We start from the raw sequence: 21,403 nt of genomic DNA on the forward strand, positions 1-21,403 counted from the left end.
CCAGGGCATGGGCACCGAGATCGAACGCAAATTCCTCGTCACCGGCGAGGGCTGGCGCGGCCAGGCGACGGAGCCCGGCCTCCGCCTGCGGCAGGGCTACCTGCATGCCGGCACGCCGGTCGTCCGCATCCGCCAGGCGGGGGAGGCCGCCTTCCTCACCATCAAGGGCCCCGGCCTGCTGGCCCGCGCGGAATACGAGTACAGGATCCCGCCCGCGGAGGCGGAGGCGATGCTCGCCACGCTCTGCCCGCCGCCGATCATCGAGAAGACCCGTACCCGCATCCGCCATGACGGGCTGGTCTGGGAAGTCGATGAATTCGCCGGCCATCTCGCCGGGCTGGTCCTGGCCGAGATCGAACTGGCCGGCCCGGACCAGGACTTCGCCCGCCCCGACTGGCTCGGCCGCGAGGTCACGCAGGACCCGCGCTACCAGAATGCCGCGCTCTCCCAGGCCAAGGCGCCGCCCGAGGGCTGACGATCGTCGCCCGGCACGCCCCGTCCTTCCCGCGCGGCGCTGGCGGTGAAGCGGAGTCGTAATCTTTCCCTGCTCCCGATCCCTTGCTCCACCCCCTAGCTTTAGCCCTCGGGCCGCATCGCGCTCTCGTGCCAGCGCCGCAGCAGCAGGTGCTGCACCAGCCCGAGCACCGCGAAGATGGCGATGCCGAGCGCCGAGATCAGCGCCAGCGCGGCGAACATGCGCGGGATCTTCAACTGGTACCCGGCCTCGAGGATGCGGAAGGCGAGGCCGGACCCGGTGCCCCCGGCGCCGGCGACGAATTCCGCGACCACCGCCCCGATCAGCGCCAGCCCGCCCGCGACGCGGAGGCCGGCCAGGAAGAAGGGCAGCGCCCCCGGCAGCCGCAGCAGCCAGAGCGTCTGCCACCGCGTCGCGCCATAGAGGCGGAACAGCTCCACATGGTTGCGGTCGGCGCTGTTCAGCCCGAGCACGGTATTCGACAGCACCGGGAAGAAGGCGACGATCCAGGCGCAGATCAGCAGGCTGAGGGTGACGTCATCCACCCAGATCAGGATCAGCGGCGCGATGGCGACGATCGGCGTCACCTGCAGCACCACGGCATAGGGGAAGAAGGCCCGCTCCACCCAGCGCGACTGCGCGAAGGCCACCGCCAGCAGCCCGCCGAGCGAGACGGCCAGCAGCAGCGCCAGCAGCGCGATCCTGAGCGTCACCAGGAGGGAGCCGGAGAGCAGCGGCCAATCCTCCGCCAGCGCCCCGGCGATGGCGGCCGGCCCCGGCAGCACATAGGCCGGCACGCCATAAAGGCGGACCAGCCCCTCCCAGGCCCCGAGCACCGCCACCCCGACGGCGGCCGGCGCCAGCGCATCCACCAGCCTCATCGCGGCTTCGCCTCCCCTAGCGCCCCCTCCAGCGCCTCCGTCGCCTGCCGGCAGAGCGCGGCGTAGTCGGGCGAGGTGCGGAACCCCGCCGGCCGTGGCGCTGGCGCCTGCACGGCCAGCTCCGCCGCCACCCGCCCCGGCCGCGCCGCCATGACGACGATGCGGGAGGCGAGGTAGACGCTCTCGAAGACCGAATGGGTGACGAAGACCACCGTCACCCCGCTCCCGGCCCAGAGCGCCAGCAGGTCGTCATTCAACCGGTGCCGCGTCAGCTCGTCGAGCGCGGCGAAGGGCTCGTCCATCAGCAGCAGGCTCGGCCGCGTCACCAGGGCGCGGGCGATGGAGACGCGCATCCGCATGCCCCCCGACAGCTCCCGCGGATAGGCGCGCTCGAAGCCCCGGAGCCCCATCTGCTCCAGCGCCGCCGCCGCCCGCGCCTCCTGCTCGGCACGCGGCAGCCCGGCGAGCCGCAGCGGCAGGCGGACATTGGTGAGGGCATCCGACCAGGGCAGCAGCGTCGCCTCCTGGAAGACGAAGCCAACCTGCCGCGAGGCCGCCCGCGTGATGCGCCCGCGGCTCGGCTCGGCGAGGCCGGCGATCAGCCGCAGCAGTGTCGATTTCCCGCAGCCCGAGGGCCCGAGGATGGCAAGGAACTCCCCCGCCCCGATCCGCAGGTCGACCCCGGCCAGCGCCTCCGTTCCACTGGCGAAGCGCTTGCCGACGCCATCGAGGGCGACGAGCGTCACGCGGGGGTGCAGGGCAGGGCGGGCATCATGGGGGAGAATGGCGGGAGGACAGCGCGGGCGGCAAGGCTTGCCTTCGCCACCCGATCCAGGCTATAGGAATATTATCAAGTGCCGCCTTCCGTCTTCCGCCGCCGCCCCTCGATCACCCGCATCGCCTCCCACAGCACCTCGCGGGTGATTCCCTGCGGCGCGAAGCGCGTCGCCACCCAATCGGCGGAGGGGGCGAGCACCGGCCGCACCATCAGCACCCCGCGCTCCATCCGCGCCTCCGCCTCGCGCACCCGCCCGAATTCCTCGCGCAACGCCTTGGGGATCGTCAGCTGCCATTGCGGCGACACCCGGATGATCATGCACGCCTCCATCCCGGCCCCTGCCGGGACCGGCATAAAGGACTAAAATCCTAAAATTGTCAAGCCGAAACGAGGTGGATCAGGCACTTGCCTGGTTCGGCCTCAAGCGGTTTGAGCGGGATCGAGGCGCGTTCAGGCCTTGCCGATCCCCCGGTTGACCAGGCCGAGGTCGAAGGCCCGCCGCCAGTCCAGCCCCTGCGGCACCACGCCCACCTGCGCGGCGGCCGCATGCAGCGCCGCCCAGCGCGCCTCCGTCATCGCCCCGATGCCGAGGCTCGCGGCATCGCCGGACCGCACGATGCCCTCCCGGTTCATCATCGCCGTCCCATAGGCGATGAGGTCGGCGCCCATCTCCGGGTTCTGCGCGCGGATCAGCCGGTTGGCGCCCTCGGTGTCGAAGCCGCCGGCCTGGCCCTTCAGGTACTGGTCCCAGCCCGCCATGGTCGCATCGACGAAGCGCTGCACCGGCTCGCGCTTCTCGGCCAGGGTCCTGGCCCCGATATGGATGGTGGTGCCGTAGTCCTGGAAGCCGCTGTCATGCACCAGCAGCACCACCGGCTCGACCCCCTGCTGGCGGATCGAGAAGGGCTCGCTGCCGAGATAGCCCTGCTGCACCACCCGCTTGTCGGCCAGGAAGGGCGCCAGGCTGAAGGTATAGGGCCGCACCTGCTCGTCGCTCAGCCCGTATTTCTGCCGCACATAGGGCCACCAGGTGACGCGCGGCTCGGCGCTGATCAGCACCGGCCTGCCCTTCAGCGACTCGAAGCCGGTGATGCCCTGGCCGGGATGGCCGATCATCACCACCGGGTCCTTCTGGAAGACGGCGGCGATGCAGAGGAAGGGGATGCCCTCGCGCACGAAGCCCAGCGCGCCGAGCCCGTTGCCCATCGCCATGTCGACGCGCCCGCCGATCAGCAGCTGCGCCGGGTTGATCTGCGGCCCGCCGGAGCGCAGCTCCACCTCCAGCCCGGCAGCGCGGTAGAGCCCGGCCGCCTGCGCCTGGTAGAAGCCGCCATGCTCCGCCTGGGCGCGCCAATTGGTCACGAAGCTCAGCCGGTCGAGCCGTGGCTGCGCCCGGGCCTCGCCCGCCGCCACCAGCAGGGGTCCGGCGGCGAGTCCGAGCGCCACCCGGCGCGAGACGATGAAGCGTTGCACGGCCATCGCGGCTCTCCCCCTCGGTTGCGCAACAGAATGCCATGTGTCGCCCCATCTTGCCCATCGCCGCAAGGCCGCGCACCCTGCGCCCCAAGTTGAGGAGAGGACCGCGCCGTGAACGGAGCCGAAAGCCTGGTGAAGACCCTTCTCGGGGGAGGGGTCGATGTCTGCTTCTCCAACCCCGGCACCAGCGAGATGCATTTCGTGGCGGCGCTCGACCGCATCCCCGGCATGCGCTGCGTCCTCGGCCTGCAGGAGAACATCGTCACCGGCGCGGCCGATGGCTACTGGCGCATCGCCGGGAAGCCGGCCTGCACCCTGCTGCATTGCGGCCCCGGCCTCGCCAACGGCCTCGCCGGCCTGCACGACGCGCGCCGCGCCCGCTCCGGCATCGTCAACATCGTGGGCGACCAGGCGGTCTATCACCGTCCCTTCGATGCGCCGCTGACCGCCGATACCGAGGGCTGGGCCCGCGGCGTCTCCGCCTGGACCCGCACCTCGACCCGGTCGGAGGATGTCGGCGCCGATGCCGCGACCGCCATCCAGGCCGCCCGCACCTCGCCCGGCCAGATCGCCACGCTGATCCTGCCCTCGGACAGCTCCTGGAACGAGGGCGGCGTCGTCGCCGAGGCCCTGCCGGTGCCTGCCGCCCCGGTCGCGGACCCGCATGCGGTGAAGCAGGTCGCCCGCATCCTGCGGGAGAAGCGGGGCGTCCTGCTCCTCCTCGGCGGCCTCGCCCTGACCGAGGGCGCGCAGAAGCAGGCCCACCGCATCGCCGCCGCCACCGGCTGCCGGCTGCTGGCCGAGGGCTCCAACGCCCGCACCCAGCGTGGCCAGGGCCGCCTGCCGCTCGACCGCGTGCCCTATGTGGTCGATCAGGCGCTGGCCGCGTTGGCCGATGTGCAGAACCTCGTCCTGGTCAATGCCAAGGAGCCGATCGGCTTCTTCGGCTATCCCGGCAAGCCGAGCCGCCTCTACCCGGCTGATGCCGCCGTCCATGTGCTGACGCGCAACGAGCAGGATGCCGAGGCGGCGCTGGCCGCGCTGGCCGATGAGCTCGGCGCCCCCGCCGCCGCCATCCCCTCCGCCGGGCGGCGGCCCGAGGCGCCGCGCGGTGCCCTCTCGCCCGAGGGCCTGGCCCGCGCCGTCGCCGCGCTGATGCCCGAAGGCGCCATCATCGTCGACGAATCCGTCACCTATGGCCGCGGCTTCTTCCCCGAGACGGTCGCGGCCCCGGCGCATGACTGGCTGCAGAATTGCGGCGGCGCCATCGGCTACGGCATCCCCGTCGCGGTCGGCGCGGCCATCGCCGGCGGCGGCCGGCGCGTCATCGGCCTGCAGGCCGATGGCAGCGCCATGTACACGGTGCAGGGCCTCTGGACCCAGGCGCGCGAGCGGCTGCCGGTGACGACGGTGCTGCTCTCGAACCGCAAGTACCAGATCCTGCTCGGCGAGTACCAGAATGTCGGCGCCAATCCCGGCCGCACGGCGATGGACATGCTCGATCTCGGCAACCCCGATATCGGCTGGGTCCAGCTCGCCAACAGCATGGGTGTCGAGGCGGCCCAGGCGACGACGCTCGAGGCGCTCGGCGACCTGATGGCGCAGAGCTTCTCCCGCCCCGGCCCCTTCCTGATCGAGCTGATGATCTAGCCGGATTGGCCGGGCCCCGGCCCGGCCAATCCCCTAGCCGGCCAGGAAGCGCCGCGCGCCCCCGGCCAGCACCTCGAGGCCAAGGGCCAGGTCCTCGCGCTTCGTGTCCTCGGTCCAGTGGTGGCTGATCCCGCCGATCGAGGGGACGAAGAGCATCGCCACCGGCATCACCCGGGCGAGGATCTGGCTGTCATGGATCGCCCCGCTCGGCATCTCCGCCCAGGCGCCGGGGCAGAGCTCCGCCGCCGCCTCCCGCAGCGCCGCCCGCATCGCGGGGTCGCAGGGGGAGGGCAGGGTGTGCCCGATCGGCTCCAGCACCGCCGGGCAGCGCTCCCGCCGGTTGCTCTCCTGCACCACGCGGCGGAGGCAGTCCTCCATCCGGTCCATCACCTCGGGCGAGAGGTCGCGGAAGGAGAAGGTGATCTCCGCCCGGCCCGGGATGATCTGCGGCGCATTTGGCTCCAGCAGGATGCGGCCGGTGGTCCAGACGCTGCGCTCGGCGCAGACCCCCGGGAATTCCTGGTCCACCGCCGCCAGCAGCCGCACCGCCGTCAGCCCGGCATCGCGCCGCTCTGCCATGGTGGTGCCGCCGGTATGGTCCTGCTGCCCGGTGATGGTGATCCGCCACTGCCGGATGCCGACGATGCCGGTGACCACGCCGATCCGCATCCCGGCCCGTTCGAGCTGCGTGCCCTGCTCGATATGCAGCTCGAAGGCCCCCTTGTAGCGGCCGGGGTCGAGCCGCAGGCGCTCCCGCCCTGCGAGCCCCACCTCCCGCAGCGCCTCGTGGAGCGGCCGGCCGTCATGCCGGTTGCGCGCCGCGTCCAGCGCCGCCTCGTCCAGCGCGCCGACCAGGCTGCGGCTGCCGAGGAAGTCTCCCCAATGCCCCTCCTCATCCGCATAGGCGCAGACATCGACCGGCAGCCCGGCCCGCGCCAGCGCCAGCGCCGCGACCACGCCCAGCACCCCGTCCAGCCAGCCCGCCTGGTTCTGCGTCTCGAGATGGCTGCCGGCCAGCAGATGCGGCCCCGGGCCCCGGTGCCGGCCGAAGACATTGCCGATGCCGTCGATCTGCGCCTCGAGCCCCACCGCCTCCATGGCGGCGACCAGCCAGCGCCGGCTCTCCATGTCCTCGGGGCTGAAGGTCGGCCGGTGGACGCCGGTGCGGTAGGTGCCGATCTGCCGCAGACGGTCCAGATCCGCGAGAAATTGGCTGGTATCGATCATCACGGTCCTCTGCATCGGCTGGAGTGATCCTCATCGCATGTGGCGGGCCGGCACCCAATGAGGTCTGGCGGAGGCGTTCCCTTTATGAGACGTTTTCAGGGAATTGTTGGCCACAGATGGCGCAGGTTTCAGGTTTCGCGCAATGTCTGTGTAAGTCCGCCTCATGCATGATGTATCGTGACGATGCCGGACCAGCTTGGCCGGAAGGTTCTGCCGAAGGCAGGCTGGGTACCATCGGAATAAGACGCATCGCCAGGCTCCGGGAACGCCATGAACGCCAGACACCTGCCGCCGCCGAAGGGGACCGATGGCTTCGCCTCGACGGTGGACGCCGTGAGCCTGCATGCCGCGGCGTCGCAGAAGCCGCTCCCCGAGCCCGTCGCCCCGCAACCGGCGCCGGAACCCGCCCGGGCCCCGCCGCGCGGGCGCGGCCGGCTCTGGCTGCTGCTGGCGCTGGCCGGCATCGTGGCCGGTGGCGGCTATTACGCCTATGAGGCGAGCCGGAAGGCCGCCGGGGCGGTGCCGACCTCGCCCGTTGCCAGTCAGAACGAGCCGCTGTCCCAGGGTGAATTCCGCCTCTCCGACACCGAGATGCGCGCCCTCCGGATCGAGGAGATGCATGCCCGCGCCTTCCGGGCCGAGCGCGTCGCCGAGGGCCGCATCGCTTATAACGAGGACCGCTCCACCCCGGTCTTCTCGCCCTATAACGGCCGGGTGGTCCGCGCCATGGTCCGCATGGGCGACCAGGTGAAGGCCGGGGACACCCTCTTCGAGATCGAGACCACCGACCTCGCCGGTGCCGCCAACGACCTGCTCTCGGCCGCCGATCTGGCCAACAAGTCCCGCGCCACGCTCGACCAGGCGCGGCGCGAGGAGGCCCGGCAGAACAGCCTCTTCAGCGCCCGCGCCGCCTCGCAGCGCGACGTCGAGCAGGCCCGCACCGCCGCGCTCGGCGCCATCGCCGACCTGCGCAGCGCGGAGGCCAGCCTGGCCGCGGCGCGGGACAAGCTGCGCGTCCTCGGTCGCGGCATGGACCAGATCGCCCGCATCGAGCAGACCCGGCAGGTCGATGCCATCATCCCGGTGACCGCGCCGATCGCCGGCACCGTCGTCCAGCGCCGGGTCGGCCCCGGCCAGTGGCTCTCGACCGGCGCCGCCGACCCGGTCTTCACCATCGCCGACCTCTCCAGCATGTGGCTCGTCGCCGCGGTGCGGGAGCTGGATGCGCCGATGATCAAGCTTGGCCAGCCGGTCGAGGTCAGCGTCGGCGCCCTGCCGGGCCATCGCTTCGATGCCCGCATCGCCACCATGGGCGCCGGGCTCGACCCCTCCACCCGGCGGATGACCGTCCGCGCCGAGGTGAAGGACCCCGAGAACCTCCTGAAGCCCGAGATGTTCGCCACCTTCCGCATCTCGGTCGGCGAGGGCGAGGAGAATGTCGGCGTCCCGGTGAATGCCATCATCTACCGCGGCGCCGAGGCCAGCGTCTGGGTTGCGCTGGACGGCAACCGCTTCCTGCTCCGCAAGATCGCGCCCGGCATCCGCTCGGGCGACATGGTCGAGGTGACCGAAGGGTTGAAGCCCGGCGACCGCGTCGTCACCGGCGGCGCCCTCTTCATCGACCGCGCGGCACGGATCGACTGAGCCTCCGCATGGACGTGGCAGCCGGGCAGGCAGCCACGGCAGAATAAGCCGCCGGCTGCCCCGGCCCAGTCGGAAAGACCAGCATGCGTCAGATTGTCGCCTTCTCCCTCCAGCGCCGGCCGCTGGTCATCCTGCTGTTCTTCACCTTCATCGTTATCGGGCTCATCGGCTTCACCAGGCTGAACATCGAAGCCTATCCGGACCCGGTACCGCCCCAGGTCGTCATCATCACCCAGAATGCCGGCCAGTCGGCCGAGGAGATCGAGCGCTATGTCTCGATCCCCGTCGAGGTGGCGATGGCCGGGCTGCCGAACCTCACCTCGGTGCGCTCCACCAGCCTCTTCGGGCTCTCCGACGTCCGGGTGCAGTTCAACTTCAACTACACCTACGACCAGGCGCTGCAGCAGGTGCTGAACCGGCTCGGCCAGCTCAATGGGCTGCCGGAGGGCGTCCAGCCGCAGATCAGCCCGCTCTCGCCGATCGGCGAGATCATGCGCTACCGCCTGGTCGGGCCGCCGGGCTATTCGCTGGCCGACCTCAAGACCCTCCAGGAATGGGTGCTCGACCGCCGCTTCAAGCGCGTCCCCGGGGTGGTGGACGTGACCTCCTTCGGTGGGCTGACCAAGAGCTACAACGTGGTGGTCGACCTCCGGCGGATGGCGGCGCTCGGCCTGTCCCTGCCGCAGGTCATCCAGGCGGTGCGCGCCGGCAATGCGACCGTGGGCGCGGGGACCATCCGCATCGGGCCGCAGGCGGCGGTGGTGCAGGGCATCGGCCTGATCCGCGGGCTGGACGACATCCGCAGCGTGGTGGTCTCGGCCGAGGGCGGCATGCCCGTCCTGCTCGGCGACATCGCCACCGTCGAGATCGGCAACCAGCCCCGCCTCGGCATCGCCGGGCAGGAGGGCAACGACGACGTGGTCCTCGCCACCGTGCTCATGCGCCGCGGCGAGCAGACCCTGCCGACCATCCGCGGCGTGCAGCAGGAGGTGGCGCGGATCAATGCCGGCGGCGTGCTGCCGCCGGGGGTGAAGATCGTCCCGCTCTACGACCGCGAGGATCTGGTGAAGATCACCACCCGTACGGTGGTCCACAACATCATCGAGGGCGTCGCCCTCATCCTCCTCATCCAGTGGCTCTTCCTCGGCGACTTCCGCGGTGCCCTGGTGGTGGCGGCGACGGTGCCCTTCGCCTTCCTCTTCGCCATCCTGCTGATGATGGCCCGCGGCGAGAGCGCCAACCTGCTCAGCCTCGGCGCGCTCGATTTCGGCCTGCTGGTCGATGCCACCGTCATCATGGTCGAGAACATCTACCGGCATCTCGGCCTCAGCCGGAACCCCGCGCACCGCTACATCGCGCCGGCCAGCTCGCGGGACCTGTCGGGCCTGTCGCTCACCGTCCTCCGCGCGGCGGGCGAGGTGGACAAGGCGATCTTCTTCTCGGCACTGATCATCATCGCCGCCTTCATCCCGCTCTTCACGCTCGGCGGGATCGAGGGCCGCATCTTCGGCCCGATGTCGAAGACCTATGCCTATGCGATCATCGGCGCGCTGCTGGCGACCTTCACCATCACCCCCGCGCTGGCCGCCGCCCTGCTGCGCGAGGACAGCCGGGAGCGGGACACCCTGCTGGTCCGCGTCCTGCGCTGGGGCCATACCCGGCTCTACGCCGCGGCGATGCGGGCCCGTGCCCTCTGTCTGATGCTGGCGGCCGCGCTCTTCGGCGCCTCGATCTTCCTGATGTCCCTGCTCGGGGCGGAATTCCTGCCCACGCTGGAGGAGGGCAACCTCTGGGTCCGCGCCTCCATGCCGGGGACGATCAGCCTCGAGGAGGGGAATGCCACGGTGAACCGCATCCGCGGCGTGCTGATGGAATTCCCCGAGGTCATCACCGCCACCTCGCAGCAGGGCCGGCCGGATGACGGCACCGACAGCGCCGGCTTCTTCAATGCGGAGTTCTTCCTCCCCCTGAAGCCGCCGCAGCAATGGACCACGGCGCCGAACCGGGACGGGCTGGTGCATGCCATGCAGGCACGTCTCTCGAGCCAGTTCGTCGGCGTCGAGTTCAGCTATTCCCAGGCGATCAGCGACAATGTCCAGGAGGCCGCCTCCGGGGTGAAGGGGGCCAACGCGGTGAAGGTCTTCGGGCCGGAGCTCGACATCATCGCCCGCAAGGCGGAGGAGATCCGCCAGGTGATGGCCGGTGTCGAGGGCGTCGCCGACCTCGCCGTCTTCCGCTCGCTCGGCCAGCCGACCGTCGCGCTGCAGATCGACCGGGCCCGCGCCGCCCGCTACGGCCTCGCCATCGACGACGTGAACGAGGTGGTGCAGGCGGCGATCGGCGGGCGGGAGGCCGGGCGCCTCTACGAGCCGGGTGGCGACCGCAATTTCCCGATCGTCGTGCGGCTGGACGCGCCCTTCCGCGACAGCCTGGAGGCGATCGGCCGCATCCCGGTCGGCGGCCCGCGCGGCGCGACACTGGCCGATGTGGCAAGCATCCGCCTTGTCTCCGGCGTCTCCTACATCTACCGCGAGGATGCCTCGCGCTACGTGCCGATCCGCTTCTCCGTCCGCGGGCGGGACCCGGCGAGCACGGTCGCCGAGGCGCAGGAGCTTGTCGAGCAGCGCGTGCAGCTGCCGCCCGGCTACCGCCTCGACTGGGTCGGCGAGTTCCGCAACCTGCAGGAGGCTATCGGCCGCCTGCTGGTGGTGGTCCCGGCGGCGCTCGCGCTGATCCTCGTTTTGCTCTACGTGCAGTTCAACAGCCTGCGCGAGACGCTGCTGGTCTTCGGCATCGTGCCGATGTCGATCACCGGCGGCGTGGCGGCGCTGGCGGTGGCGGGGCTCAATTTCAGCGTGCCTGCGGCGATCGGCTTCCTGGCGCTGTTCGGCATCACCGTGATGGAAGGCATCATCATGCTCTCCCATTTCAATCATCTCCGGCTGGAGGGGATGCCCTGGCGGCCTGCGCTCGACCAGGCGGGGCGGGACCGCATGCGGCCGGTCTTCATGACCTGCTTCGCCAGCTTCACCGGCCTGCTGCCCATGGCGCTGGCCACCGGCATCGGCGCCGATGTGCAGAAGCCCCTTGCCCTGGTGGTGGTCGGCGGCATCGGCCTCGTGCCGCTCTTCATCCTGGTGGTCTTCCCGGCGATGATCGACCTCTTCGGCAAGCCCCGGCACATCCGCCAGGCGGAGGCCGCGGCGCCCGGCGCGGCGGTGCGGGCATGAGGCTCTGCTTCCGCGCCGCGCTGCTCGGCGGCGCATTGCTCGCCGGGCTTCCCGCCCATGCCCAGGCGCCGGCCCAGGCCCCGGCGCCGGGCAGCATGCCGCTGCCCATCGGCCCCGGTGCCCGGCCGTTGACGCTTGAGGATGCGGAGGCGGCGCTGGTCGACCGCAACCTCGCCGTGCTGGCCGCCCGGCGCGGCGTCGATGCGGCGCGGGCGCAGCGCCTGGTCGCCTCCTCGCGGCCATCGCCCACCGTCTCGGTCGGCAACAGCTTCGCCCAGTTCGGGGAGACCCGGAACGGTGCGCTGCGCGGGGCGCGCTATCTCAGCCCTGCCAGGAACATCAATGTCGGGCTGACCGTATTGGTCGAGCGCGGCGGCAAGCGCACGCTCCGCACCCGCTTCGCCGAGCGGCAGATCGAGGGGGCCGAGGCGCAGGTGCTGGATGCGCTGCGCAGCCAGATGTTCCTGCTCCGCCAGGCCTTCCTCGGCGCCTTGCTGGCGCGGGCCAATCTCGAGGTGGCGCTCGGCAACCGCGCGAGCCTCGACCGCACCGAGCAGCTGCTGCGCCGCCAATTCCGGGACGGCGCCATCCCCGAGGGCGACCTGCTGCGCTTCCAGGCGAGCCGGCTGCAATTCGAGGGTGACGTGACCGGCAATGCCCAGGCCTATGCCGCCGGCGTCGCGGCGGTCGCGGCCCTGCTGGCGGCCGACCCGGCGCTGTTCCAGCCGGGGGCGGGGCAGATCCCGGCGCTCGGCATCAACCCGGCGGCGACCGGGTCCCTCGGCCCGCCGCCCGGCCAGCAGGGCGGGCGCACCGGCACGCCGCCCGGCCCCGCCAGCGCGCCGACCGCAGTGCGGACCATCCTCTCGCCGGTCGCCTTCGATGTGCGCGGGCGGTTCGACGCGATCCCCGATCTCGGCATCGGCCGGGAGGAGCTGGCGCAGGGCGTCGCCAGCCGGCCCGATGTGGTGGCGGCCGAGCGCCAGGCGGCGGCGGCTGCGGCGAACCGGCAGCTCGTCGAGGCGACGCGCTCGCGCGACGTGACGGTGGATGCGGGCTGGAGCCGCTCCGCCCTGTCGCAGGACCTGCCGGACTCGCGGGACCGGCTGAATGCGCTCAACAGCTTCGGGGTGCAGCTCTCGGTGCCGATCTTCACCTCCCGCATCGTCGAGGGGAACGTCGCCGCCGCCGCCGCCCAGCAGGGCCAGGCGGATGCGGTGGCCCGTGCGACGCTGCTGCAGGCCCGCGCCGATTTCGCCGCTGCCTGGGCGGGGGTGGAACAGGCCCGTGCGCTGCTGAACCTCTATGCCGGCGGGGCGCTCGGCCGTGCCGAGCAGGCCTATCGCAGCACGGAGCAGGCCTATGTCGCCGGCGGGCGGACCCTGCTCGACGTGCTGGATGCGCTGCGCGTGCTGAATGCCACCCGCATCCAGGCCAACCAGGCGCGCTATGCCTATCTGCTGGCGCTCTCCCAGCTGGAGCTGGCGAGCGGGGTTTCCGGGGTGGCGCCGCGGCTCTAGGCTTTCCCCATAAGCATTGGGGGACGGGGCCATGGAGATGAATATCGCCGGCAAGCGGGTGCTGATCACCGGCGGCTCGAAGGGCATCGGCCTCGCCTGTGCCGCGGCCTTTGCCGCCGAGGGCTGTGACCTCGTCCTTGCCTCGCGCGATGCGTCGGCGCTGGAGCGGGCGGCGGAGGGCATCCGCGCCCGGCACAATGTGAACATCGCCATCCATGCCGGCGACCTCGGCGATGCCGGGGCGCGCGAGGCGCTGGCGGCCACCCATCCCGAGATCGACGTGCTGGTGAACAATGCCGGCGCCATCCCGGGCGGGACGCTGGCCGATATCGACCTCGCCCGCTGGCAGGAGGCCTGGGCGCTGAAGGTCTTCGGCTACATCCATCTGTGCCGTCTCTACCTGCCGCGGATGGAGGCGAAGGGTGACGGCACCATCGTCAACATCATCGGCATGGCCGGGCGGGCGCCGCGTGCGGACTATATCTGCGGCGCCTCGGGCAATGCGGCGCTCATCGCCTTCACCGCGGCACTGGGCGGCAAGTCGACCGACAAGGGCGTGCGGGTGGTCGGCATCGCGCCGGGGGCGACGATGACGGACCGGATCATCACCCTCTCCAGGTCACGGGCGAAGACCAAGTTCGGTGATGAGAACCGCTGGGAGGAGATGCTGGCCGGCCTGCCGCTCGGCCGGGCCGGCAAGCCGGAGGAGATCGCCGATCTGGCGGTGTTCTGCGCCAGCCCTCGCGGCGGCTACCTCTCCGGCACCACCATCGATGTGGATGCCGGGGCGCAGTTCCGGGGTTAGGGTGAACTCCGATCGGGTGGCATCACCTGATCGGAGTTACTGGCTCGATCGCACGACAGGCCAGAGCAACTTCCGCTGGCCGATGCGAAGGGAAGCCGCCCTAGCTCCGGGTCCCGAGCAGCGCGAAGAAGGCGCCCTGCGGGTCGAGGGCCTGCAGGATCCAGCCGCCGCCCGGCACCGCCATCGGGCCGTTGACGACCTGGCCTCCGGCCTTGCCGACCCGCGCGGCCGCGGCATCGATGTCGCCGACGAAGATGTAGAAGGCCCAGAAGGGGCGTGGGACGAAGCCCGGCTTGTTGAACATCCCGCCCATCGCCGTCCCGCCCACCGCTGTCCCACCTGGGCCGAAGGTCTGGTAGGTGCCCATGGGTCCGATATCGACGGCCTCCACCCGCTGCCAGCCGAAGAGGGCGGCATAGAACTCGAAGGCGGTGGGCCAGTCGGTCGCTGCCAGCTCGTTCCAGGCGACATGGCCGGGCGTGCCCATGGGCTGCGGCTCCGGCAGGCTGCCGGCGAACAGGGCAAGGACCGCACCTTGCGGGTCGCCGATCACGGCGAAGCGGCCGATCTCGATATCCCGTGGCGGGACATGCACCACGGCGCCGTGCTCGACGGCCCGGGCGAGGGTTGCGTCCACATCCTCGACCAGCACATGCCCGACCCAGCCAGGCATGGCACCCTTGGCGCGTGCCTCCCCGGTCAGTGGCAGAAGGCCAGCCGCCGGGCGATCGCCGGCGGTCAGCAGCGTGTAAGGCTGCGCCGGGGTCGAGGCAGCGCGCCGCCCCCAGCCGACGACCGCGCCATAGAAGGCAACCGCCGCCTCGACATCCGGCACCATCAGCTCATGCCAGGCGAAATGGCCGGTCACGGCGCGGCCTCCAGCGCCTCGACCAGCAGGCCGAGCAGCCGGGCGCCGAATTCCCGCATGTTGACGATGCGGTCGCCATGTCCGGTCTCGACCGTCAGGCTCCGCGCGACCGGCCCGGCAACGCCGAGGCAGGCATGCCCGGCCGCATAGCCGTAGCGGTTGCCGGTGGGGCCCGTGGCCCCCGTCTCGCCCAGGCCCCAGACCGTGCCGAGCCGCAGCCGGATCCCCTCGGCCATCATCGCCGCATAGGCTTCGGTCGAGGGCGGCACGCCATCGAGCCGCTCGGGCGGGATGGCCAGCAGCTCCTCCCGTGCCTTGCGGGTGTAGACCACGGTGCCGCCGAGGAAATAAGCCGAGGCACCGGGCACGGCGAGCAGCGCGGCGGAGACAAGGCCACCGGCTGAGGATTCGGCGACGGCGATGGTCTCGCCGCGGGACTTCAGCAGGGCGCCGGCACGGGCGGCGAGGGGCAGCAGGCTGTCCATGGGTCCTCCTGGCCCGCGATCGTCCCGGGGTGGATACCCGAGGTGAGAGCGCCGGCGCGACGAAAGCGGGATCCGGACCGGCTTGACCAGGATGAGGTCGATCCGGCTCTGGCGGGCAGCAGAGCCGCCGCCGCCGCGGGCTGCAAGGGGAGATTGACGGCGCCACCGGCCGCCAGCACCTTCCGGCCGCTTCCAGGGGATGGATGTGCAGGATCTGGGCTCCGCCTTCGTCGCCGCCATGGCGCTGGTCCGCCATGGCGATCCGGACATGCTGGCCATCCTCGGCCTGTCGCTGCGGGTGAGCCTTGCCGCGCTCGGCATCGCCGCCCTGGTTGGGCTGCCGCTTGGGGCGCTGCTGGCGGTGGCGCGCTTCCCCGGCCGGCGGGCGGTGGTGGTCGCGCTGAATGCGCTGATGGGCCTGCCGCCGGTGGTCGCCGGGCTGATGATCTACCTGCTGCTCTCCCGCTCCGGGCCCCTCGGCGCCTGGGGGCTGCTCTTCACCCCGCAGGCCATGGTGATCGCCCAGGCGGTGCTGATCACCCCCATCCTCGCCGCCCTGTCGCGGCAGGTGCTGGAGGCGCTGTGGGAGGAATATGCGGAGACGCTGCGGTCCTTCGGTGCCGGGCCCTGGCGGGCGGTGCCGACGCTGCTCTGGGATGGCCGCTTCGCCCTGCTCACCGTGCTGCTCGCCGGCTTCGGCCGGGCCAGCGCCGAGGTGGGGGCGGTGATCCTGGTCGGCGGCAATATCGAGGGCGCGACGCGCACCATGACCACGGCGATCGCGCTCGAGACCAGCAAGGGCGACCTGCCGCTGGCCCTCGCCCTCGGCCTGGTGCTGATGGTGATCGTGCTCGGCGTCAACGCGCTCGCCCAGCTCCTGCGCGATGCCGCGCTGCGCCGGGCGGGCTGATGCTGCCGATCGAGGCCGAGGCGCTGTCCTATGCCGCGGGCGGCGTTGCCATCCTGCAGGATGTCTCGCTTCGCATCGAGGCCGGCCCGCCGCTGCTGATCCTGGGCCCGAACGGTGCCGGCAAATCCGTGCTGCTGCGCCTGCTGCACGGGCTGCTGCGGCCGGGCAGGGGGCGCATCACGCCAGAGGCCCCGACCCGCGGCGCCATGGTCTTCCAGCGCCCGGTGCTGCTGCGCCGCTCCGTGGGGGCGAATATCCGCTACCCGCTGGCGCTGGCCGGCCTGCCATGGGCGGAGCGCCGCAGGCGGGCCGCGGCGGCGCTGGAGGAGGTTGGCCTCGCGGCGCTGGCCGACCGGCCCGCGCGCCGGCTCTCGGGCGGGGAGCAGCAGCGCCTGGCGCTGGCCCGCGCCGCCGCGCTGGCGCCCCCGGTGCTGTTCCTCGACGAGCCCTGCGCCAGCCTCGACCCGGCCGCGACCCGCGCCGTCGAGGAGATCATCGCCGGCATCGCGGCGCGGGGGACGAAGATCGTCATGACGACCCATGACCTGGGCCAGGCCCGTCGCCTGGCCGGGGAAGTCGTCTTCCTGCACCGGGGCCGGGTGGTGGAAGCCGGCCCCGCACGCCCCTTCTTCAACGGCCCCGCCAGTGCGGAGGCCGCCGCCTTCCTGCAAGGAGACCTCCTGTGGTGACACGCCGTTGGCTGCCGGCCCTGCTGCTGTGTGGCATCGCCTTGCCGGCATGGGCGCAGGATCGCTCCATCACCCTGGCCTCGACCACCAGCACGGAGCAGTCCGGCCTCTTCGGCCATGTCCTGCCGATCTTCGCCCGCGACACCGGGATCACCGTGCGGGTGGTGGCGCTCGGCACCGGGCAGGCGCTCGATGTCGGCCGCCGCGGCGATGCCGATGCGCTGCTGGTGCATGACCAGGCGGCGGAGGAGCGCTTCGTCGCCGAGGGCCATGGCGGGCCGCGGCGGCAGGTCATGTACAATGATTTCGTCCTGGTCGGCCCCGGCACCGACCCGGCCCATATCGCCGAGACGCATGACGTGGCGGCGGCGCTGCTCCGCATTGCCGCTGCCCGCGCGCCCTTCATCTCACGGGGCGACCGCAGCGGCACCCATGCGGCGGAACTCCGTCTCTGGCAGCAGGCGGGGGCGGATCCGGTCACCGGACGTGGGCAGTGGTATCGCGAGGTCGGGCAGGGGATGGGGCCGGCGCTGAACACCGCGGCGGCGCAGAATGCCTATGCGCTGACCGATCGCGGCACCTGGCTCGCCTTCCGCAACCGGCAGGATCTGCGGATTCTGGTCGCAGGGGACACGAGGCTGCTGAACCAGTACGGTGTGCTGGCCGTTAGCCCGCAGCGCCACCCGCATGTGAAGGCTGCCGAGGCGCAGGCCTTCATTGGCTGGATCACCGGCCCGGCCGGCCAGGCGGCCATCGCCGGCTATCGGATCCATGGCGAGCAGCTGTTCTTTCCGAATGCCGGAAGCCCCGGCTGAATCATCTCGGTTCAGTTTCGTGCAAGGGTCTGGCACTATTACGTAAGACGCGCGGCGATGCCGTCAGGGTTCTTGTAAAGGTTTAGAAATCCGTGGACACGCTGGCCAATTCCTATGTTCCCTTGCCGGCTGAAGCGCTCGATGCCGATGCCATGCGCGCGGCGATTGTTCGCAAACTCACCTATGACCTCGGCAAGAGCCAGGCTGGCGCGCGGGACCGCGACTGGTTCATGGCAACCGCACTGGCGGTGCGGGATCGGATCGTCGACCGCTGGCTGAGCGTGACACGGGCCGCCTATGAGGGCGGGCAGAAGCAGGTCTATTACCTGTCCCTCGAATTCCTCATCGGGCGCCTGCTCCGCGATGGCGTGACCAATCTCGGCCTGACCGAGTTGGTGTCCGAAGCCCTGGCGCCGCTCGGCGTCGACTTCGAGAAGGTGCGCCAGGCGGAGCCCGACGCGGCGCTCGGCAATGGTGGCCTCGGGCGCCTCGCCGCCTGCTTCATGGAGAGCCTGGCGAGCCTGGCCATCCCCGCTTTCGGCTACGGCATCCGCTATGAGCACGGGCTGTTCCGCCAGATCATCCGCGACGGCTGGCAGCAGGAATACCCGGAGGACTGGCTGAATTTCGGCAATCCCTGGGAATATGCCCGGCCCGAGATCGCCTATGACATCGGCTTCGGTGGCGCGGTCGAGGCGGTCATCGTCTCCGAGGCGCGGATGCGGCATGTCTGGCATCCGGCCGAGACGGTACAGGCCGTCGCCTATGACACCCCGGTGGTCGGCTGGCGCGGCCAGCATGTGAACACGCTGCGCCTCTGGTCTGCCCGCGCCGCCGACCCGCTGAAGCTCGATGCCTTCAACTATGGCGACCATGTCGGCGCCCTGGCCGACCGGGTGCGGCAGGAGAGCATCTGCAAGGTGCTCTACCCCTCGGATGAAAGCCCGGCCGGCCAGGAGCTGCGGCTCAAGCAGGAATACTTCTTCGCCTCCGCCGCGCTGCAGGATCTCGTCCGCCGGCATCTGCGGGTCTATGGCGACCTCAAGTCGCTGCCGGACAAAGTCTCGATCCAGCTCAACGACACCCATCCGGCCATCGCCGTCGCCGAGCTGATGCGCATCTGCCTCGACCTGCACGGCATCGCCTGGGACGAGGCCTGGGAGATCACCCAGGGCACGGTCAGCTACACCAACCACACGCTGCTGCCGGAGGCGCTGGAGAGCTGGGCGGTACCGCTGATGGAGCGGCTGCTGCCGCGCCACATGCAGATCATCTACCTGATCAACGCCTTCCATCTCGATCGCGTGCGGGCGAAGCATCCGGGCGATACCCGGCTGCTGTCCTCCGTCTCCCTGATCGAGGAGGACCATGGGCGTCGCGTGCGGATGGGGCATCTGGCCTTTGTCGGCTCGCACAAGGTGAATGGCGTCTCGGCGCTGCATAGCGACCTGCTGAAGCGGACCGTGTTCAAGGACTTCCACGCGCTCGAGCCGGGTAAGGTCGTCAACAAGACCAACGGCATCACCTTTCGCCGCTGGCTGCAGCAGTGCAATCCGGGGCTGACCGGGCTGCTGACCGAGGCGATCGGGCCCGCCTTCCTCGACAATGCCGAGGCGCTGAAGGACCTGGCGCCGCTGGCGGGCGATGCCGCCTTTCAGCAGAAATTCCTCGCCGTGAAGCGGCAGAACAAGGAAGCGCTGGCCACCCTCATCCGCAGCCAGCTCGATATCCGGGTCGACCCGCACGCGATGTTCGACGTGCAGATCAAGCGCATCCACGAATATAAGCGCCAGCTGCTGAACGTGCTCGAGACCATCGCGCTCTATGACGCGATCCGCTCACAGCCGACGAGGGACTGGGTGCCGCGGGTCAAGATCTTCGCTGGCAAGGCGGCGGCGAGCTACCACCGGGCGAAGCAGATCATCAAGCTGGCGCATGACGTGGCGCGGGTGATCAACAGCGACCCGACGGTGCGCAACCTGCTGAAGGTGGTGTTCCTGCCCAACTACAATGTTTCGCTGGCCGAGATGATCGTCCCCGCGGCCGATCTCTCGGAGCAGATCTCGACGGCGGGCATGGAGGCCTCGGGCACCGGCAACATGAAGCTCGGCCTGAACGGCGCGCTGACCATCGGTACGCTGGACGGCGCCAATGTCGAGATGCTGGAGCATGTCGGGGCGGAGAACATCTTCATCTTCGGCATGACGACCGAGGAGGTGGAGGCGCGGCGGCGCGAGGGCGTACAGGGCTCGGCCGCGATTGCCGCCTCCTCGCGCCTGTCGGAGGTGCTGGAGGCGGTCCGCTCGGGCGTCTTCTCGCCAGACGACCGCAACCGCTACCGCGACCTCGTCGATGCGCTCTGCGGCAGCGACTACTTCATGGTCGCCGCCGATTTCGATGCCTATTTCGAGTCGCAGCGCCAAGTGGCGACGCGCTGGGCGGACCAAGCGGCCTGGCAACGCTCGGCCATCCTGAACACGGCGCATATGGGCTGGTTCTCCTCCGACCGGACCATCCGCGACTACGCACAGGAGATCTGGCAGGTGCCGGTCCGGCGCTGACCCATTCCACGGACGCGGGCGTGATGGCCGGGATGCTGATTCGCAGGTGTCGTGCGGACCATTTCCCGGCAATCTGCGCCTGCCGTCCTGGGAGGGGAGAAAAGCATGCCGAGCAGCCGTGAGTATGGGCCGGAACGCGCTGAGGGACCCTTGGCCCGCTCGGCCATGGCCTTCGTCCTGGCGGGCGGCCGCGGCAGCCGGCTGATGGAGCTCACGGACCGGCGGGCCAAGCCGGCGGTCTATTTCGGCGGCAAGTCCCGCATCATCGACTTCGCCCTCTCGAATGCGATCAATTCCGGCATCCGCCGCGTCGCGGTGGCGACGCAGTACAAGGCCCATAGTCTCATCCGCCACCTGCAGCGCGGCTGGACCTTCCTGCGGCCGGAGCGGAACGAGAGCTTCGACATCCTCCCCGCCAGCCAGCGGGTCTCGGAGCAGAATTGGTATCTCGGCACCGCCGACGCGGTATTCCAGAACACCGACATCATCGCCGACATGGCGCCGCGCTACATCGTGCTGCTCGCCGGCGACCATATCTACAAGATGGACTATGAGAAGATGCTGCAGCAGCATGTCGAGCAGGGCGCCGACGTGACGGTCTGCAGCATGGCTGTGCCACGGCTCGAGGCGCGCGGCTTCGGCGTGATGAAGGTCGACACCACCGGACGGATCGTCGATTTCGTCGAGAAGCCGGCCGACCCGCCCGGCATCCCGGACCGGCCGGACCTCGCGCTTGCCAGCATGGGCATCTATGTCTTCGAGACGCGCTACCTGCTGGAGCTGCTGCGGCGGGATGCCGAGGACGCAAGCTCGGAGCATGATTTCGGCAAGGACATCATCCCCTGGATCGTCCGGAACGGGAAAGCCGTCGCGCATCGCTTCGAGCGGTCCTGCGTCCGTTCCTCCTCCGAGTTCCAGCCCTATTGGCGGGATGTCGGCACGGTGGACGCCTATTGGGAGGCCAATATCGACCTCACCGATATCGTGCCGCCGCTCGACCTCTTCGACCGCGACTGGCCGATCTGGACCTATGCCGAGATCACCCCGCCGGCCAAATTCGTCCACGATGTCGTTGGGCGGCGCGGCGAGGCGATCTCCTCCCTGGTCTCCGGCGGCTGCATCATCTCAGGCGCCTCGGCACATCGCTCGCTGCTCTTCACCGGCGTGCGCCTGCATTCCTGGTCGCGTCTCGACGGCGCCGTGGTGCTGCCGCAGGTGGATGTCGGCCAGCATGCCCGGCTGACCAATGTGGTGGTGGACCGCGGCGTGCGGATTCCGCCGGGCCTCGTGGTCGGCGAGGATCCGGAGGAGGATGCGCGGCGCTTCCGCCGCACCGACAAGGGGATCTGCCTCATCACCCAGGCGATGCTGGACAAGCTCGAGGCATGA

At 70.7% G+C, this 21,403-nt stretch carries 18 protein-coding genes; 11 read left to right on the forward strand and 7 right to left on the reverse strand.

What is annotated here, in order from left to right; genetic code table 11:
* The first annotated feature begins 7 nt into the window (after window positions 1-7).
* The gene (locus BLR02_RS00775; protein ID WP_090560494.1) at window positions 8-475 is read left to right on the forward strand and encodes a CYTH domain-containing protein; all 468 of its coding nucleotides are present in this window, start codon (window positions 8-10) and stop codon (window positions 473-475) included.
* Between the two features lie 101 nt (window positions 476-576).
* Here the strand turns inward: BLR02_RS00775 and BLR02_RS00780 are convergent, their stop codons facing one another.
* From BLR02_RS00780 to BLR02_RS00795, 4 genes are all read right to left on the reverse strand, one after another.
* Window positions 577-1,356 carry an ABC transporter permease gene (locus tag BLR02_RS00780; protein ID WP_090560495.1) on the reverse strand — a complete coding sequence of 260 codons (780 nt, stop codon included), beginning with the start codon at window positions 1,354-1,356 and terminating at the stop codon, window positions 577-579.
* Complete coding sequence (locus BLR02_RS00785; RefSeq protein ID WP_245704567.1) at window positions 1,353-2,102, reverse strand: ABC transporter ATP-binding protein; 750 nt, start codon at window positions 2,100-2,102, stop codon at window positions 1,353-1,355. Before BLR02_RS00785 ends, BLR02_RS00780 begins: the two co-directional genes overlap by 4 nt.
* A gap of 104 nt (window positions 2,103-2,206) precedes the next feature.
* On the reverse strand, window positions 2,207-2,452 hold the full coding sequence (locus BLR02_RS00790) for a hypothetical protein (protein WP_090659563.1): 246 nt from the start codon (window positions 2,450-2,452) through the stop codon (window positions 2,207-2,209).
* A gap of 132 nt (window positions 2,453-2,584) precedes the next feature.
* Window positions 2,585-3,613, reverse strand: coding sequence for an ABC transporter substrate-binding protein (locus BLR02_RS00795; protein ID WP_090659566.1), 1,029 nt, complete (start codon window positions 3,611-3,613; stop codon window positions 2,585-2,587).
* Between the two features lie 108 nt (window positions 3,614-3,721).
* Between BLR02_RS00795 and BLR02_RS00800 the strand changes: the two genes are divergently transcribed.
* Complete coding sequence (locus BLR02_RS00800) at window positions 3,722-5,260, forward strand: acetolactate synthase large subunit (protein WP_090560499.1); 1,539 nt, start codon at window positions 3,722-3,724, stop codon at window positions 5,258-5,260.
* A gap of 33 nt (window positions 5,261-5,293) precedes the next feature.
* Here the strand turns inward: BLR02_RS00800 and BLR02_RS00805 are convergent, their stop codons facing one another.
* Complete coding sequence (locus BLR02_RS00805) at window positions 5,294-6,502, reverse strand: Zn-dependent hydrolase (protein ID WP_245704568.1); 1,209 nt, start codon at window positions 6,500-6,502, stop codon at window positions 5,294-5,296.
* Between the two features lie 255 nt (window positions 6,503-6,757).
* On the opposite strand from BLR02_RS00805, the gene BLR02_RS00810 reads away from it, so the two are divergent.
* From BLR02_RS00810 to BLR02_RS00825, 4 genes are all read left to right on the forward strand, one after another.
* Entirely contained in the window at window positions 6,758-8,131 is a 1,374-nt protein-coding gene (locus tag BLR02_RS00810) for an efflux RND transporter periplasmic adaptor subunit (protein ID WP_090659569.1), read from the forward strand.
* Between the two features lie 83 nt (window positions 8,132-8,214).
* Entirely contained in the window at window positions 8,215-11,361 is a 3,147-nt protein-coding gene (locus BLR02_RS00815; RefSeq protein WP_090560501.1) for an efflux RND transporter permease subunit, read from the forward strand.
* Window positions 11,358-12,881, forward strand: coding sequence for a TolC family protein (locus BLR02_RS00820; protein ID WP_090659572.1), 1,524 nt, complete (start codon window positions 11,358-11,360; stop codon window positions 12,879-12,881). Before BLR02_RS00815 ends, BLR02_RS00820 begins: the two co-directional genes overlap by 4 nt.
* Before the next feature lie 31 nt (window positions 12,882-12,912).
* Complete coding sequence (locus tag BLR02_RS00825; RefSeq protein WP_090659575.1) at window positions 12,913-13,686, forward strand: short-chain dehydrogenase/reductase; 774 nt, start codon at window positions 12,913-12,915, stop codon at window positions 13,684-13,686.
* 100 nt (window positions 13,687-13,786) lie between these two features.
* On the opposite strand, the gene BLR02_RS00830 is transcribed toward BLR02_RS00825, so the two are convergent.
* Together BLR02_RS00830 and BLR02_RS00835 are read right to left on the reverse strand one after the other, a co-directional pair.
* Window positions 13,787-14,554, reverse strand: coding sequence for a VOC family protein (locus tag BLR02_RS00830; protein WP_090659578.1), 768 nt, complete (start codon window positions 14,552-14,554; stop codon window positions 13,787-13,789).
* Window positions 14,551-15,039, reverse strand: a complete 489-nt coding sequence (locus BLR02_RS00835) for a CinA family protein (RefSeq protein ID WP_090560504.1) — start codon at window positions 15,037-15,039, stop codon at window positions 14,551-14,553. The genes BLR02_RS00830 and BLR02_RS00835 overlap by 4 nt, the downstream gene beginning before the upstream one ends.
* Window positions 15,040-15,238: 199 nt before the next feature.
* Here BLR02_RS00835 and BLR02_RS00840 point away from each other — a divergent pair, with 199 nt between their 5' ends.
* The 5 genes from BLR02_RS00840 to glgC all read left to right on the forward strand — a co-directional run bounded on the left by BLR02_RS00840 (window position 15,239) and on the right by glgC (window position 21,403).
* On the forward strand, window positions 15,239-15,949 hold the full coding sequence (locus tag BLR02_RS00840) for an ABC transporter permease (RefSeq protein WP_090560505.1): 711 nt from the start codon (window positions 15,239-15,241) through the stop codon (window positions 15,947-15,949).
* Window positions 15,949-16,638, forward strand: coding sequence for an ATP-binding cassette domain-containing protein (locus BLR02_RS00845; RefSeq protein ID WP_090659581.1), 690 nt, complete (start codon window positions 15,949-15,951; stop codon window positions 16,636-16,638). Before BLR02_RS00840 ends, BLR02_RS00845 begins: the two co-directional genes overlap by 1 nt.
* Window positions 16,635-17,453, forward strand: a complete 819-nt coding sequence (locus BLR02_RS00850) for a substrate-binding domain-containing protein (RefSeq protein WP_218127832.1) — start codon at window positions 16,635-16,637, stop codon at window positions 17,451-17,453. Before BLR02_RS00845 ends, BLR02_RS00850 begins: the two co-directional genes overlap by 4 nt.
* A gap of 92 nt (window positions 17,454-17,545) precedes the next feature.
* Complete coding sequence (locus BLR02_RS00855) at window positions 17,546-20,014, forward strand: glycogen/starch/alpha-glucan phosphorylase (RefSeq protein ID WP_456303788.1); 2,469 nt, start codon at window positions 17,546-17,548, stop codon at window positions 20,012-20,014.
* Between the two features lie 105 nt (window positions 20,015-20,119).
* Window positions 20,120-21,403 carry a glucose-1-phosphate adenylyltransferase gene (gene glgC, locus BLR02_RS00860; RefSeq protein WP_090659587.1) on the forward strand — a complete coding sequence of 428 codons (1,284 nt, stop codon included), beginning with the start codon at window positions 20,120-20,122 and terminating at the stop codon, window positions 21,401-21,403.

The organism is Belnapia rosea (assembly GCF_900101615.1).
GTDB lineage: Bacteria > Pseudomonadota > Alphaproteobacteria > Acetobacterales > Acetobacteraceae > Belnapia > Belnapia rosea.